This is a genomic window from Cellulomonas sp. JZ18 (assembly GCF_009720485.1).
In the GTDB taxonomy this organism is placed as follows: Bacteria; Actinomycetota; Actinomycetes; order Actinomycetales; family Cellulomonadaceae; genus Cellulomonas.
In genome coordinates, this window is record NZ_CP045245.1 from 817,792 (window position 1) to 832,092 (window position 14,301).

At 75.4% G+C, this 14,301-nt stretch carries 16 protein-coding genes; 6 read left to right on the plus strand and 10 right to left on the minus strand.

The window, feature by feature from the left end; translation table 11 throughout:
• Positions 1-2: 2 nt before the first annotated feature.
• Together GC089_RS19895 and GC089_RS03770 are read right to left on the minus strand one after the other, a co-directional pair.
• Positions 3-1,580, minus strand: coding sequence for an amino acid ABC transporter permease/ATP-binding protein (locus GC089_RS19895; protein WP_155376545.1), 1,578 nt, complete (start codon positions 1,578-1,580; stop codon positions 3-5).
• A 16-nt stretch (positions 1,581-1,596) separates the two neighbouring features.
• Positions 1,597-2,511 (minus strand): ABC transporter substrate-binding protein, encoded by a 915-nt coding sequence (locus GC089_RS03770; protein ID WP_155376546.1) that lies wholly within the window; start codon positions 2,509-2,511, stop codon positions 1,597-1,599.
• 254 nt (positions 2,512-2,765) lie between these two features.
• Between GC089_RS03770 and GC089_RS03775 the strand changes: the two genes are divergently transcribed.
• Positions 2,766-3,425 (plus strand): FadR/GntR family transcriptional regulator, encoded by a 660-nt coding sequence (locus tag GC089_RS03775; protein WP_230685041.1) that lies wholly within the window; start codon positions 2,766-2,768, stop codon positions 3,423-3,425.
• Between the two features lie 10 nt (positions 3,426-3,435).
• Here GC089_RS03775 and GC089_RS03780 read toward each other — a convergent pair whose 3' ends face one another.
• Together GC089_RS03780 and GC089_RS03785 are read right to left on the minus strand one after the other, a co-directional pair.
• Positions 3,436-3,822 carry an MmcQ/YjbR family DNA-binding protein gene (locus tag GC089_RS03780; protein WP_230685042.1) on the minus strand — a complete coding sequence of 129 codons (387 nt, stop codon included), beginning with the start codon at positions 3,820-3,822 and terminating at the stop codon, positions 3,436-3,438.
• A 27-nt stretch (positions 3,823-3,849) separates the two neighbouring features.
• Positions 3,850-4,542 (minus strand): nucleotidyltransferase family protein, encoded by a 693-nt coding sequence (locus GC089_RS03785; RefSeq protein WP_155376548.1) that lies wholly within the window; start codon positions 4,540-4,542, stop codon positions 3,850-3,852.
• 97 nt (positions 4,543-4,639) lie between these two features.
• Here GC089_RS03785 and GC089_RS03790 point away from each other — a divergent pair, with 97 nt between their 5' ends.
• A complete protein-coding gene (locus tag GC089_RS03790) occupies positions 4,640-5,404 on the plus strand; it encodes an endonuclease/exonuclease/phosphatase family protein (protein ID WP_155376549.1) in 765 nt (254 codons plus the stop codon).
• 261 nt (positions 5,405-5,665) lie between these two features.
• Positions 5,666-5,938: an adhesin gene (locus GC089_RS03795; protein ID WP_155376550.1), complete on the plus strand. Its 273-nt coding sequence runs from the start codon at positions 5,666-5,668 to the stop codon at positions 5,936-5,938.
• A gap of 118 nt (positions 5,939-6,056) precedes the next feature.
• Here GC089_RS03795 and GC089_RS03800 read toward each other — a convergent pair whose 3' ends face one another.
• The 6 genes from GC089_RS03800 to GC089_RS03825 all read right to left on the minus strand — a co-directional run bounded on the left by GC089_RS03800 (position 6,057) and on the right by GC089_RS03825 (position 11,635).
• Entirely contained in the window at positions 6,057-6,674 is a 618-nt protein-coding gene (locus GC089_RS03800) for an FMN reductase (RefSeq protein ID WP_155376551.1), read from the minus strand.
• 112 nt (positions 6,675-6,786) lie between these two features.
• Positions 6,787-7,965, minus strand: a complete 1,179-nt coding sequence (locus GC089_RS03805; protein ID WP_155376552.1) for an LLM class flavin-dependent oxidoreductase — start codon at positions 7,963-7,965, stop codon at positions 6,787-6,789.
• A gap of 118 nt (positions 7,966-8,083) precedes the next feature.
• Positions 8,084-8,467 carry a hypothetical protein gene (locus GC089_RS03810; RefSeq protein ID WP_155376553.1) on the minus strand — a complete coding sequence of 128 codons (384 nt, stop codon included), beginning with the start codon at positions 8,465-8,467 and terminating at the stop codon, positions 8,084-8,086.
• Positions 8,448-9,086, minus strand: coding sequence for a signal peptidase I (locus GC089_RS03815; RefSeq protein ID WP_196250812.1), 639 nt, complete (start codon positions 9,084-9,086; stop codon positions 8,448-8,450). Before GC089_RS03815 ends, GC089_RS03810 begins: the two co-directional genes overlap by 20 nt.
• Before the next feature lie 109 nt (positions 9,087-9,195).
• Positions 9,196-9,894 carry a hypothetical protein gene (locus GC089_RS03820; RefSeq protein WP_155376554.1) on the minus strand — a complete coding sequence of 233 codons (699 nt, stop codon included), beginning with the start codon at positions 9,892-9,894 and terminating at the stop codon, positions 9,196-9,198.
• A gap of 118 nt (positions 9,895-10,012) precedes the next feature.
• The gene (locus GC089_RS03825; RefSeq protein WP_230685043.1) at positions 10,013-11,635 is read right to left on the minus strand and encodes a bifunctional diguanylate cyclase/phosphodiesterase; all 1,623 of its coding nucleotides are present in this window, start codon (positions 11,633-11,635) and stop codon (positions 10,013-10,015) included.
• Between the two features lie 736 nt (positions 11,636-12,371).
• Between GC089_RS03825 and msrB the strand changes: the two genes are divergently transcribed.
• The 3 genes from msrB (at position 12,372) to GC089_RS03840 (ending at position 14,220) form a co-directional block, all read left to right on the plus strand.
• On the plus strand, positions 12,372-12,815 hold the full coding sequence (msrB, locus tag GC089_RS03830) for a peptide-methionine (R)-S-oxide reductase MsrB (RefSeq protein WP_155376555.1): 444 nt from the start codon (positions 12,372-12,374) through the stop codon (positions 12,813-12,815).
• Between the two features lie 86 nt (positions 12,816-12,901).
• Entirely contained in the window at positions 12,902-13,657 is a 756-nt protein-coding gene (locus GC089_RS19725) for a nuclease-related domain-containing protein (RefSeq protein ID WP_155376556.1), read from the plus strand.
• An 89-nt stretch (positions 13,658-13,746) separates the two neighbouring features.
• Positions 13,747-14,220, plus strand: coding sequence for a MarR family winged helix-turn-helix transcriptional regulator (locus GC089_RS03840; protein WP_155376557.1), 474 nt, complete (start codon positions 13,747-13,749; stop codon positions 14,218-14,220).
• Positions 14,221-14,301 lie beyond the last annotated feature (81 nt).

The window sequence follows — 14,301 nt, forward strand, 5'->3', positions numbered from 1 at the left end:
GCTCACACCTCCGCCGTGTCCATCGCGCCGACGAACGCGCGCGTCAGCGGGTGCTGCGGCCGCAGGAGGACGTCGTCCGCGGGGCCCTCCTCGACGACGACGCCGCCCGCCATGAACACGACCCGGTCCGCCACCTCCCGCGCGAAGCGCAGCTGGTGGGTGGCGATGAGCATCGTCAGGCCGGACGTGCGGGCCAGGTGCGTGATGACGCGCAGCACCTCGGCGACCTTCTCGGGGTCGAGCGCGCTGGTCGGCTCGTCGAGCAGCAGCACCCGCGGGCGGGGCGCCAGCGCGCGGGCGATGCCGACGCGCTGCTGCTGCCCGCCGGACAGGTGCCGGGGCAGTGCGTCCGCGCGGTGCTCCATGCCGACGCGTGCGAGCAGCTCGTCGGCGCGGGCGTGCGCCTCCTCCCGCGAGAGCCCCTGCACCCAGCGCAGCGGCGCGGCGACGTTCTCGCGCACGGTGAGGTGCTCGAACAGGTCGAAGCTCTGGAACACCATGCCCACGCCCGCCTCGACCCGCTGGCGCGCGACCTTCCGTTCGGGCAGCTCGCGTCCCTGCCAGTCGTAGCCGATCGACGTGCCGCCTACGAGCACCGAGCCGCCGTCGAGGCCGTCGAGGTGGTTGAGCGTGCGCAGCAGCGTGCTCTTGCCCGAGCCGCTGGGGCCGAGCAGGGCGACGACCTCGCCCTCGCGCACCATGAGGTCGATGCCGCGCAGCACCTCGGTGTCCCCGTACGAGCGCCGCAGGCCGCGTGCCTCGACCATCGCGTCGCCGAACCCGCGCGGGGGCGGGTCGGCCTGCGTGCGGCGGTGCTCCGGCCCGGGCGCGGCGGCCGGGGGTGCGGCGGCGGCCGCGGGAGCGGCCGACGCGGAGGCGGCCGGGGCCGCGGGCCGGCGGCGCAGCGGGCCGAACCAGCCGCGCGTGCGCACCCCGTCGGGGTCGACGAGGGCCTCGACCAGCAGCTGCACGCCGGTGATGGCGGCCGTGAGGAGCAGGTACATGACGGCCGTGGCGAAGTAGATCTCGAAGTAGTCGAACGTCGCGGAGGCGAGCTGCTGCGTGCGCAGCGTCAGCTCCGGGACCGCGATGACCGACGCGAGCGCCGAGTTCTTCATCGTGGCGACGGCCTCGTTGCCGAGGGCCGGCACCATCGCACGCAGGGCCTGCGGGCCCACGACACGGCGGAGCAGCTGGACCGGGGTCAGACCCAGCGCGCGCCCGGCGGCGCGCTGGCCGGCCGGGACCTCGCGCACGGCGGAGCGGATGATCTCGGCGAAGAACGTCGCCTCGTTCATCGCCAGCGCCACGACGCCGGCGACCACGGGTGCGAGCACCACGCCGGCGTGCGGCAGCACGGTGAAGACGAACACCAGCTGCAGGATCAGCGGCGTGCCGCGGTACAGCGTCGTGTACGCCCGGGCCACGGCCCGCACGCCCCGGTGCCGGGAGAGCAGCATCGCCGCGAGCACCGAGCCGAGCGCGAGCCCGCCGACGAAGCCCCCGAGCAGCAGCTGGAGCGTGAACGTCATGCCCTGGAGCAGGTAGGGCAGCGTGAGGTAGTGCAGGAAGTCCGCCATGTCGTGGGCCCCGCCGTCAGCCGACGCTCAGGACGGTCGGCGCGGCCACCGCGTTCGCGTCGAGCTCCCACTTCTCGGCGAGCTCGGTCTGCAGGCCGGAGTCCTGGATGGCCGTGAGCGCGCCGACGACCGCGTCGCGGAAGTCGTGCTCGCCCTGCAGGACGCCGACGCCGATCTCGTAGTCGAGCATCACGGTCTCGGCCGAGTCGAGGTCGTCGGGGTGCTCCGCGATGAAGCGGTTCACGGTGTTGATGTCGTTCATGTAGGCGTCGGCGCGGCCGGCGAGGATCGCCTGGACGCAGTCGGCGCTGGAGTCGAACAGCGCCAGCTCGGGAGCCGGCAGGCCCTGCGCCGTGCACTCCGGGCCGACCGCCTCGACGAGCGGCACCTCGACGTAGCCCTTGTTGAGCGCGATGGTCAGCCCGCAGATCGAGGTGTCGATCCCGGTGATGCCCTCGGGGTTGCCCGTGGCGACGAGCACGCCGTCGAACACCTTGGAGTAGCTGACGAAGTCGACGCCCCCCGCGGCGCGCTCCTCGGTCGCGTAGAGGTTCGACAGGATCCAGTCGGCCTGGCCGCTGGCCACGGTGGGGATGAGCTCGGAGAACCCGACGGGGACGTAGTCGACCGTGAAGCCGAGGCACGCGCCGATGGCCTCGCCGAGGTCGATGTCGAAGCCGATGTACTCGTCCGGGTTCTCGGGGTCGATGATCTCGTAGCCCGGCGTGTGCGGGTTGAGGGCGTTCGTCTGCGTGGTGCCGACGAGGTCGGGGTGCGCCTCGCGCAGCTCCTCGCACTCCGCGGAGGCGGCGAGGTCGGCCCAGGGTCCGCCGTCCTCGGGGGCGCCGGCGTCGGCCGTGGAGGAGCAGGCGGTGAGGGCGAGCAGGAGCACGGCGGCGGCGGGGAGGGCGGCGCGGCGGGCGGAGGTCATGGGGACGTCCTCTCGTGGGGCGGACGGCGAGGGCCGCATCGGCCAGATGGTCTGACCAATGACGGCGACGTTAGGGCCCCGGCGACGCGGTTCTGTCGACATCGAGAGACTGTTACGACAAGTTCACGGGGCCGAAACAGTGGCTGGATGGTCAGACCAATGACGCCACCCGTGCGTGGTACGTTCCGCTGCACCGCGCCCGCTGAGGAGGACCGTTGGCCCCCGTCGAGATCCCCCCGCTCGCACGCCGATCCGTGAGCACGCCGGTGGTCCTCGCGGCCCACCTCGAGCGGCTGATCGCCACCGGTCAGGTCGCCGCCGGTGACCGGCTCCCGTCCGAGCGCGACCTCGCGGCGTCCCTGTCGGTGTCACGGGCGACCCTGCGCGAGGCGATGCACGAGCTCGAGGCGAAGAACCTGATCGAGCGGCGGCCCGGCCGCGGGACGGTGGTCGTCGCGCCCTCCGACGCCGAGCGCGCGCTGCTCGACCTGTCGTCCCCGTCGTCCGAGGCGCGCGACGCCGCCGAGCTGCGCGAGATCGTCGAGCCGTCCGTCGCCGGCCTCGCCGCCCGGCGGGCCACCCCGGCCAACCTGCTCCAGCTGCGCGAGGTGCTCGACCGCACCACGCCGCGGCTGCGTCCCGAGGCGTCGCTGGCGTGCGACACCGAGTTCCACCTGCTCGTCGCGCGTGCCGCGCGCAACCCCCTGCTGGCGACGCTGCACACGATGGTCGCCGAGTGGACCATGGACGTGCGGCGGCACTCGCACACCACCGCCGAGGGGCGCCGCACCTCCCGCGAGGGGCACCTGGCGATCTTCGCGGCGATCGAGGCGCACGACGCGGACGCGGCGCAGCGCGCCATGTCCGAGCACCTCGGCGACGTCCGCCGGCTCGTCGCGGCGCGGGGCGACTGACCCGCCGCCGTCAGCCGGTGGACGCGGGAGCGCCCGCGCCGTCCCCGCCCGGCGCGTCGGGTGGCCCGAGCCCCGGGTGCCGGCGGCGCAGCACCGGCGGCGCCGCCCACCACCACGACTCGCGGAGCAGGGCGTCGACCAGGGCCGCGTCGGCGGTGCGCAGGTCGACCAGCACGAGGTTCGTGCCCGCGTGGTGGTCGGTCGTGGAGTAGAGACCCGGCTCCTGCGCGACGAGAGCGCGCCGCTCGCCGTCGTCCTCGACGCGCACCGTCAGGCGGTGCTCGTCCCACATCCGCCCGACGAGGGCGCGGTGGAACCACGCGGGCCGGCCCCAGCTGGGCCGCTCGGTGACCTCCGGCAGCGCGAGGGCCAGGTGACGCACGTCGTCGACGTCCACGTCACCAGGATGGCGCGGTGCGCCGGCTCAGTCCTCCCCGCCCGGCTCGCTGCGCCCGGGGGCGGCCGTGAGCCGGGCGCTCCCGTTGCCGGTGAGCCCCAGCTCGTCCGCGAGGTACAGGAACGCGCGCGCGTACGGCTGGCCCTCGGTGTCCGCGCGCACCTGCTCCCAGTCGATCTGCTCGCGCAGCGCGCGGGCCATCGGCAGCAGCCAGGTGAAGTCGCAGTAGTGCTCGCCCAGCACGCGCATCTTGGCGGAGATGATGTCGGTCGCCGGCAGCACCGGCATGCGCACGGCCAGCACCTCGAGCTGCTCGGCCCGCTCCAGCTGCGCGTACGTCACGGGCTCGCCGACCATGCGGAACAGCACGTCGACGAGCTGGCCGTGGTGGTACGCCTTGAACAGCCAGTTCTCCGCGGGCTGCTGCACGTCCAGGCCCGCGGCCGACAGCGCCCGCTTGGCGCGCTCGACGTCCTCCTCCGCGATCGCGAAGTCGGCGTCGTGGCTGGGCTCCGGCGCGCCCCGCGCCCACGCGGCGTACCCGCCGACGAGCGCGAACGGGATCTCCGCGTCGAGCAGCGCGACGGCGGTGCGGCGCAGTCCGTCCTGCAGGACGGCACGGTCGTCCGGGGTCTCGGCGCCCGTGGGCGCGGGCAGCGGGGGCGGGGCCGCCCCGGTGAGGGGAGCGGTGCCCGCGGCAGGCGTCGTCTCGGAGGGCATGCACGGTGTCTACACCGGCGGGGCGGGGTCCGCAGGACGAGCGGCCACCCGGTGACTGCCCGCGCGGCCCGGCGCGTGCCGGGCCAGAATCGGCGGCGTGCGGCTGGCCACCTTCAACATCCTGCACGGGCGCTCCACCGTCGACGGGCGGGTCGACCTCGACCGCTTCGCCACGGCGGTGCGGCGCCTGGACGCCGACGTCCTCGCGCTGCAGGAGGTCGACCGCGGTCAGGCGCGCTCGCACGGCGTTGACCTCACGGCGGTCGCCGCGGAGGCGATGGGCGCACCCCACCACCGGTTCGTCGCCACGCTGCACGGGGAGCCGGACCTGTGGGTCGCCGCGACCGGCGACGCCCAGCCCACGACGGCGGCCTACGGCATCGCGCTGCTGTCCCGGCTGCCCGTGCGCGACTGGCGCGTGGTCGCCCTGCCCGCGCTGCGGCGACGTACGCCCATCCGCTTCCCGGACGCACGCTGGCCGGTGCTCGTGCGCGACGAGCCCCGGTCGGCCATCGCCGCGGTCGTGGAGCACCCCGACGGACCGTGCACCGTGGTGGGCACGCACCTGACGTTCATCCCGGGCTGGAACGCGCGCCAGCTGCGGCACGCCGTGCGGGCGACGCGGACGCTCCCCGGGCCGCGGGTCCTCATGGGCGACCTCAACATGACGGGCGACCGGCCGGCACGCGTCTCCGGCATGCGTCCCCTCGCCCGCGCCTCGACGTACCCGCTCGCCACGCCGCAGCGCCAGCTCGACCACGTGCTCGGCACCGGGCAGGTGCAGGCGGTCTCCGGCGCGCGGGCGCTGGACCTCGGGCTGTCGGACCACCGGGCGCTCGTCGTCGACGTCGCGTTCGGCTGAGGGCCCCGGACGAGGTCGGCGCACGGGACCGGCGGGGGACGACGGAGGGGGAGGGCGGACCGTACGGGTGCGGGCGCGCGTCCGCACGCCCGGGCCGCGGCGTGTCGGACGGGGTCTCGCCCAGCGGACGTCCGTTTGCGCGAGCGGGGGAGCGCTGGTCACGGTGGAGCACGACCGACGGCGTCGGCCCCGACGGTGCGCGGACCCACACCCGCGCGCCCGGACGGGACGGCGTCACCCGGCGAGCAGAGAGGAGCACCCGTGCTCACCCTGACCGACAACGCCCGCACCGCCGTCGAGACCCTCACCCAGCGCGCCGGCCTGCCCGAGGAGGGCGGCCTGCGCATCGCCGAGCAGGACTCGGGCGGCTTCGAGCTCGCGCTCGTGGCCGGGCCCGACCCGGGCGACGACGTCGTGGCGGAGGGCGGCGCCCGCGTCTACGTGGACAGCCGCACCGCGCAGACGCTCAGCGACCAGCGCCTGGACGTCGAGCCCACCGGCACCGGGACGGCGTTCACGCTGACCCACCAGTGAGACGCGGGCCGCCGACCTACGTCGGCGGCCGCACGTGACGAGGCCCCCGGCACCGTGTGCCGGGGGCCTCGTGCGTGCACGCCGGCGGCGCCGACGGCCCCGTCCGCGGCCGCGCCCGTCAGGCCCCGAGCAGGTCCTCGAAGGACGGCACTGCGTCGTACAGGCCGACCCGGCGGGCCGGCTCGCGCCCGGCCACGCGCTCGGCCAGCTGCTCGCCCGCGCGGCGGATGCGGTCGGGCAGGGGGCGCACGTCGTCCGTCCCGGCCTCGGCCCAGTCGTCGGTGGCGGCGAACACGCCCGTCGGGACCACGTCGGCGCCCAGGTACGCGAACAGGGGCCGCAGCGCGTGCTCGACGACCAGCGAGTGCCGGGCCGTACCGCCCGTCGCGCCCAGCACGACCGGCGTGCCGCGCAGCGTGTCCTTGTCGAGGACGTCGACGAAGGACTTGAACAGGCCCGCGTAGGAGGCGGTGTAGACGGGGGTCACCGCGACGACGCCGTCGGCGCCGGCCAGCGCCTCCTGGGCGTCGGCCAGCCCGCCGCGTGCGTACCCGGTGAGGGTCATGTCGACGACCTCGTGCGCGAGGTCGCGCAGCTCGACGACCGTGACGCGGGCCTCGACGCCCCGCTCGGCGAGCGCGGACACGGTGGCGTCCGCGAGGCGGTCGGCCAGCATGCGCGTCGACGACGGCTGCGACAGGCCGCCGGAGACGACGACGATCGAGCGTGCGGTCATGGTGGTGCCTTCTTCCGGTGCTGCCGGTGGTGCGGGGTGGTGTGGTCGTGGGCCGGACGCCCGCCCCGGCAGGGGGGAGGGGCGGGGCGGACGCCCGGCGGTCAGGGGTGCGTCAGCGGACGGTGGCAGCGTCGGCGGCGTCGAGGTCGTCCTCGGCGGTGCGGCCCGTCCAGTGGTCGGCCGCCGCGGCGGTCGCCGCGGGCAGCTTCCCGGCCGCGCGGGCGGCGGCGACGCGCTCGGCGTGCGACGGCGGGTTCGCCGGCACGTCCGCGGGACGCCGGGCCTCGGCCTCCGCGCGGAGCACCGGGACGATGTCCTCGGCCAGGATGTCGATCTGCTCGAGCACGGTCTTGAGCGGCAGGCCGGCGTGGTCGATGAGGAACATCTGCCGCTGGTAGTGGCCGACCTGCTCCCAGAACGCCCCGTACCGGTCGATGACCTGCTGCGGGCTGCCGACGGTCAGCGGCGTCTCGCGCGTGAAGTCCTCCATCGACGGCCCGTGCCCGTAGACGGGCGCGACGTCGAAGTACGGGCGGAACTCGTCCCACGCGGCCTGCGAGCTCGTGCGCACGAACACCTGGCCGCCGAGGCCGACGATCGCCTGGTCCGCGCGGCCGTGCCCGTAGTGCTCGTAGCGCTCGCGGTAGAAGTTCACCATCTGCGCGGTGTGCTGCATGGGCCAGAAGATGGCGTTGTGCAGGAAGCCGTCGCCGTAGTACGCGGCCTGCTCGGCGATCTCGGGGGAGCGGATCGAGCCGTGCCAGACGAACGGCGGCACGCCGTCGAGCGGGCGCGGGGTGGACGTGAAGCCCTGCAGCGGCGTGCGGAACTTGCCGCTCCAGTCGACGACGTCCTCCTCCCACAGCCGACGCAGGAGTGCGTAGTTCTCGATCGCGAGCGGGATGCCCTGGCGGATGTCCTTGCCGAACCACGGGTAGACGGGGCCGGTGTTGCCGCGGCCCATCATGAGGTCCATGCGCCCGCCGCTGATGACCTGGAGCATCGCGTACTCCTCGGCGAGGCGGACCGGGTCGTTCGTGGTGATGAGGGTCGTGGCCGTGGACAGGACGATGTTCTTCGTCCGGCCGGCCAGGTAGCCGAGCATCGTCGTGGGCGACGACGGCACGAACGGCGGGTTGTGGTGCTCACCCGTGGCGAAGACGTCGAGCCCGGCGGCGTCGGCGTGCTCGGCGATGGTGAGCATCGCGCGGACGCGCTCGGTGTCGTCGGGGGTCCGCCCGGTCGTGGGGTCGGTCGTGACGTCGCCGACCGAGAAGATCCCGAACTGCATCGTGCACCTCTGGTTCTCGTCCTAGGTCGATGCGTTTGCATCGAACAGCCGCCTCAACGGTGGCACGTGCCGGGCTATTCCGTCACCTGCCCGGCGGGGGACGCACGTCACACCGCGGTCAGCCGTCCCGGGGGCCCGCGTGCCCGCGCCACCACAGCGCGGTGCGTCCCGTCCCCGTGGTGCTCGGCGCGACGGTGCCCTCGGAGGGCTCCGGTCCGGGGTCGTCCGCCGCCGCGGTGGGTGCCGGGGTGGCGTCCGAGCCCGCGCCCGACCCCGCGTCCGAGCCTGCGCCCGACCCCGCGCCCGACCCCGCGCCGGACGACGGCTCCGCCGTCTGCCACGTGCGCGTCGTCACGGTCGCCGTCAGCGCGTCGGTGTCGGTGAGCAGGGCGCTCGTCGTCCCCACGACCGGTGTCACGGCCGCGGCCCCCACGACGAGGAGCGCGACCGCGAGGCGGACCCGGGTGCCGCGGCGGACGCGGTCAGTCGAGGAGGAGCGCATCGACCCTCCTGTCGGCGTCCGCGGGGCGCCGCGCCGACCGGGTGCGACGGCGACGTGCGTCGAGCACCGAGAGCACCTCCAGGGTGGCGAGCGCGAGCAGGGGCGGTACCAGCATGACGGCGCGGCCGACCGGCGACGTCGCCCAGACCAGCGTGTCGCCCCACCCGTGGTGCACGCGCAGCAGCACGCCGCGCACCCGCTCCACGGGTGTGGCGTCCGGGTCGGGCTCGGGGTTGGCGTCGCCCTGGGTGCGGATGTACGGCTGCTCCACCGGCTCCCCGGCCGCGTCGAGCACCGGGACCATGCGCCCCGAGCCGTCGTCCGCCTCCCGCATCGCGGGCAGGCTGTGCAGGGACACGATGCGGTGGGTGACGAGCGAGGTCCCGCCCACGGGCTGGAACGTGACGATGAGCCCGGGCTTGAGCTCCGAGGCGTCGGTGACCGCGCGCAGCACCACGACGTCGCCCTCGACGAACCGTGGCGCCATCGACCCGGACGTGACGACCAGCAGACGCTCGCCCTGCATCTGGAACCACAGCGGCACCACGAGCGACGTGGCGTAGGCGAGCACGCCCGAGACGACCACGGCCCACAGCGCGACCGACACGACGCGGCGCACGCGCTGGGCCGGTGTGGGCGCGGGCGCGTCCGGCCGCGGCGCCCGCCGTTCGACGAAGGGCTCCGTACGGCTGCGCTGCGACCTCGTCACCGCGTGCGACGCCGACGCGTCAGGGGTTGTTGACCGTCTGCTCGGAGTCGAGGACGAACCTCAGCACGGCGGCGGTGTCCTGGAACTCGTTGCCCGCGGTCGACGCCATGTCGACCCGCACGCAGAGGGTCTCGTCCGCGTCGCTGCCGCCCGGCAGCGTGCGGTCGCCGGCACCCGGGGTCGTGTCGGCGCCGGTGGCGGGGTCGCCGACGATGGGCGTGTCCGTGGCGGGCAGCCCGAAGCCGGTGGTGGACGGCGACGCGCCGAGCACGTCGGCCGCGGCCGGAGCGGCGGTGGCCTCCGTGGTGCAGGTGACGCCGGGCGCGAGGACGGTGACGCGCAGCTGCTCGGTCAGGTTCCCCGCGCCGCCCGGGCGCCCCTCGGGGGTGGCCCGCTGGGCGCTGACGCTCAGCGCGTACCGCAGCTCGAGCGAGCCCTCGTTGACCACGCGCAGGGGTGCGACCACCGAGCCGCCCGGTGCGAGCCCGCCGAGGGGCATGTCGAACTGCGCACCCTCCGCGCCCAGCACGAGCGTCCCCGTGCTGATCGTGCCCGCCAGGTCGTCCTGGTCGGTGAACAGCGCCGACGTCGTCAGCGACGCGACGCCGACCGCGGCCAGGGCCAGGATCGAGCCCGTCGCCCACGCGCGGCGCCGGCGGGCGGCGTCCTCGCGCGACGGCGCGGGGTCGATCATCTCCTCGAGCAGCTCGTCCATCATGGCCGTGCGTCCCCCTCCTGGCGGGTCTCCTCGGCGGCGTGCCGACCGAAGGGTAGAGCCCGCCTCGTCGGTGGACATCGGCCGGACCGGTCCCGAGCCTGAGCATTCGCCCGCTGATTCACCCTATCGGGTGAAGAACGGACGTGTCCCCCCGGGCGGTGCCCCCCGGAGGGCGCACCTGGGCGGGCGGAGCGGGGGCCGCCCAGAGGTAGCCCTGCGCGTGGTCCACGCCGAGCCGCTCGAGCGTGCGCGCGATCGCCTCGTCCTCCACGCCCTCGGCGACCACCCGCAGGCCGAACGAGTGCGCCAGGTCGACCATCGCCTGCACCACGACGTCCGACCCCTCCCGGCCCCCGTCGCCGAGGTCCGCCACGAACACCCGGTCGATCTTCAGCTCGTCCACGGGCAGGTCGCGCAGCTGCGAGATCGACGTCGTGCCCGTCCCGAAGTCGTCGATCGCCACGCGCACGCCCAGCCGGCCGAGGCGCTCGAGCACCGGCACCACGCGTGAGCGGTCCGCGACCAGCGCGGTCTCGGTGATCTCGACCTCGAGCAGCTCGGGCCGCACGTGGTGGCGGCGCAGGAGCTCCTCGATCGTGTCGACCACCGCGGGGTCCGCGACGTCGTGCGCCGACAGATTCACCGCCACGGGCACCGCGGTGCCCTCGGCGGACCACTGCGCGAGCTGGCGCACGCTCGCGTCGAGCGCGAAGGCCGTCAGCCGGTGGATGAGCCCGGACTGCTCGGCGAGCGGCACGAACGTGCCGGGACCGACGAGCCCGCGCGTGGGGTGGCGCCAGCGCATGAGGGCCTCGAGCCCGACCGTGCGCTGGGACGCGAGCTCGATCTTGGGCTGGTAGTGCATCTCCAGCTGCATCCCGCCGTCGCCGCGCGGGTCGCCGTCGTGCGCACCGGCGGTCTCGTGCTCCTCGAGCGCCGCGTGCAGCTCGCCCATGAGCACCAGGCGGGCCGGCGACGAGTCGTCGGCGTCGGGGGAGTAGACGGCCACGCCCGAGCGCTGGTGCTTCGCCGCGTACATCGCGATGTCGGCCGTGCGCATGAGGGACGACGGGTCGTCGGCGTGGTCGGGCAGGCACGCGACGCCGATCGAGGTGTCGACGTGCAGCGCGAGGTCGCCCAGCTCGAACGGGGCCGCGAACAGGCCGCGCACGCGCCGCGCGAGGCGCTCGGCGTTGCCGACCGAGCGCACGTCCGGCAGCAGGATCGCGAACTCGTCCCCGCCGAGTCGGGCCACGACGTCGTCGTCGCGCAGCGCGTGCCGCAGGCGCTCGGCCACGAGCTCGAGCAGCGCGTCCCCGTGGTCGTGCCCGAGCGTGTCGTTGATGTCCTTGAACCGGTCGATGTCGAGCAGGATCAGCCCGACGCGCGAGCCGTCCTCGCCCGCGTCGCGCACCGCGCGCTGCATCTGCTCGCTCAGCAGCCGGCGGTTCGGCAGACCCGTGAGCGAGTCGAGCATCGCCAGGCGCGCGTTCTCCAGCGCCGCGGTGCGCAGACGCCGGGACGTCGAGTGGACGATGCGGTAGAGCAGCAGCCAGAGCAGCACGAGGCTGCCCGCCACGACCAGGACGACCGTGCGCAGCGTGTCCTGCAGGGTCTGCTGCGTGCGCGTGTGGTCGAGCATGACCTCCGCCGCCCCGACGACCGTGCGCGCGTCGGCGTCCGCCGGGACCGGGGAGGCCGCCGTGGCGTCGACGCGCACGGGGACGTAGACGTCGAGCACCGTGTTCTCGGCGGTCGGCGCAGCGGGGGCGGCCGGGGCCGCGGGGCCGTCGAGGCCGCGGGACCGCCCCGGACGTCGGGCTGCACGACCGCGTCCGGCTCGCCGGACGCCATCACCTGCCCGAACCGCACCATGTGCGGCAGGCCGGTCGTCGCCTCCCGCGACGAGTACATGAGCCGCCCGTCCGTGCTCCACAGGCGCAGCTCGACCAGCTGCTCGCCGAAGCCGGCGGTCGCCGCGGCGACGGCCTGCTGCTCCGGCTCGGCGAGGACGCCGGTGACGTAGGCGCTCGCGGGCGTCACGGCCGAGGCGTAGGCCGCGACCGTGACGGCCAGCCCCGTGCCGTCCCGCAGCGACTGCTCGCGCATCTGGTTGGACGTGACGAGGACGAGCGCCAGCCCGACGACGGCCATGCCGACGAGGCTCACGACCGCGAACCGGCGCGTGAGGCTCGATCGACGTCGGTTGGCGGGCACGTGGACCTCGTGTCTTCGCGGCGCCCCGGTGGCGGGATCCTCCCGGTCAGCGTAGGTCGTCCCGTGCCGGGAGCACGACACGGCGCCGACGGCGGCGCGTCGGCGGGACCGGTGCGCGGTGCCGTGGCGCGAGGACCTGGCACGAGGCCTGGCACGAGGCCTGGCACGAGGCCTGGCACGAGGCCCGGGCACGAGGACCGGCGGGAACGTGCGGCGGGTCGGCGGTGTTAGGACGGTCGACCGACCCGAGGGAGGACGACGTGGGCTACCAGGTCAGCAAGACGGACGAGCAGTGGGCGCTCGAGCTCGAGCCGCAGGAGTTCGCGGTGCTGCGCCGCGCGGGCACCGAGCGCCCCTGGAGCGGTGAGCTGCTCGGCGAGCGCCGCGAGGGCGTCTACCGCTGTCGCGCCTGCGGCAACGAGCTGTTCCGCTCGGACACCAAGTTCGACGCGCACTGCGGGTGGCCGAGCTTCTTCTCGCCGCTGGCCGCCGACCGCGTGGAGCTGCTGGAGGACCGCAGCCAAGGCATGGTCCGCACCGAGGTGCGCTGCGCGCGGTGCGGCTCCCACCTGGGGCACGTCTTCGACGACGCCCCGCAGACGCCGACCGGCGACCGGTACTGCATGAACTCCGTCAGCCTCACGTTCGAGGCCGCGCCCGGGCCCGAGGCGGACGCCGGCACGGCCGCCGCCGCGCAGGCCTGACGACACGCCGCGGACACGCCGCGCGCGGGCGAAGGACCTCGCACAGGTGACTGAAGTCCCGCGCGCGGCGTGCCGATAATGACGGCGTGGAGGAGGTCCTGACAGTCCGGCGATGGCGGCGGTACGGAGCCGACCGCCTCTTCGTCACGCACGAGAGCGGGGGGCGCGTCGGCTCCGTCGACCTGCAGTCCGGCGAGGTCGTCGTGGACGACCCCGTCCTGGAGGCGGGTCTGCGCCGTGCCGCGCAGGAGTACCTGCGGGCCGACGTGCCGGAGCTCGTCCTCCCGCTGCCCCGCGTGACCGGTTCCCTCGACGCGCTCGACGAGGCCGGGCTCGACGCCTGGCTGGGCACCGACCGCCCGCGCGACGAGCGCGGCAGCCCGGTGGGCGTGCGGCTGGACCGCCTCGCCGAGGCGGGCTGGCAGACCGTGCACGACGTCCCGCTGGGGCGTCAGGGCACGGTCGTGGAGCACCTGCTCATCGGGCCGGGCGGCATCTTCACCGTCTCCGAGCGCCGGCACCCGGGCAGCCGGGTGCGGGTCGAGGCCCGCACGATGCGGGTCGACGAGCGTCCGGTGGCGTACCTGCGTGACGCGCGGCTCGAGGCCGCCCGCGTGCAGGGGCTGCTGCAGTCGGCCGGGTGCGCGGGCATCACCGTGCGGGCCGTCCTCGTCGTCGACGGGGAGCTCGAGTGCGACCCCACGAGCCCGCCGCAGGACGCCCTCGTCGTCGCCCGGCACGAGGTGCCGACCGTCTTCCGGCTGATGCCGGAGCGGCTCGACCGCGTGCGCGTGCACGCGTTCGCGCAGATGGCGCGTCGCCGTACCACCTGGGCTCGCTGACCGCGCCGTGCGTCCGGCGGCACCGACCGTGCCGCCGGACCGGCGGGGTGCCGGGCCCGGCGGGCGGCGGCTGGGCCAGGATGGGGGGCATGAGCGACGACCCCGTGCTGCGGCTCGAGCGCGAGCTCGGCCTGTTCGTGCGCCGCGCCCGGGCGTCGGGGGCCCACGTCGCGCGTGCCGTCCACCCGGACCTGGACCCGTCCGCGTACTCGCTGCTGTCCGCCGTCGCGGCGGACCCGGGCACGCGCGCGAGCGACCTCGCCGACCGCCTGGGCGTGGGGCGGGGCACCATGTCGCGCCAGCTCGCGCGGCTCGAGCGCCTGGACCTCGTCGCGCGCGAGGCCGACCCGCACGACTCGCGCAGTCACCCGCTGCGGCTGACGGCCGAGGGGGAGCGGCGACTGGGCGCCGCGCGCGAGGCCCGCCGCGCCTGGTTCCGCGACGCGCTCGAGGCGTGGTCGCCCGAGGAGCTCGACGCGCTCGCGGAGCGCCTGGCGCGCCTCAACGACGCGATCCACGACCGGATGCGCCGCACGGGCGCCGACCCGGACGCGACGGCCTGACCGGGCCCGGACCCGGCCACGGACCCGGCCCCGGACGCGCACGAGCCCCGGTCCCGCGGGGACCGGGGCTCGTGGTGCGGT

Excerpts from the sequence above, each read along its gene's own strand:
- GC089_RS19895 (WP_155376545.1), bottom strand. The coding sequence starts at position 1,580 with ATGGCGGACTTCCTGCACTACCTCACGCTGCCCTACCTGCTCCAGGGC.
- GC089_RS03770 (WP_155376546.1), bottom strand. The coding sequence starts at position 2,511 with ATGACCTCCGCCCGCCGCGCCGCCCTCCCCGCCGCCGCCGTGCTCCTG.
- GC089_RS03785 (WP_155376548.1), bottom strand. The coding sequence starts at position 4,542 with ATGCCCTCCGAGACGACGCCTGCCGCGGGCACCGCTCCCCTCACCGGG.
- GC089_RS03800 (WP_155376551.1), bottom strand. The coding sequence starts at position 6,674 with ATGACCGCACGCTCGATCGTCGTCGTCTCCGGCGGCCTGTCGCAGCCG.
- GC089_RS03805 (WP_155376552.1), bottom strand. The coding sequence starts at position 7,965 with ATGCAGTTCGGGATCTTCTCGGTCGGCGACGTCACGACCGACCCCACG.
- GC089_RS03810 (WP_155376553.1), bottom strand. The coding sequence starts at position 8,467 with ATGCGCTCCTCCTCGACTGACCGCGTCCGCCGCGGCACCCGGGTCCGC.
- GC089_RS03820 (WP_155376554.1), bottom strand. The coding sequence starts at position 9,894 with ATGATGGACGAGCTGCTCGAGGAGATGATCGACCCCGCGCCGTCGCGC.
- GC089_RS03840 (WP_155376557.1), top strand. The coding sequence starts at position 13,747 with ATGAGCGACGACCCCGTGCTGCGGCTCGAGCGCGAGCTCGGCCTGTTC.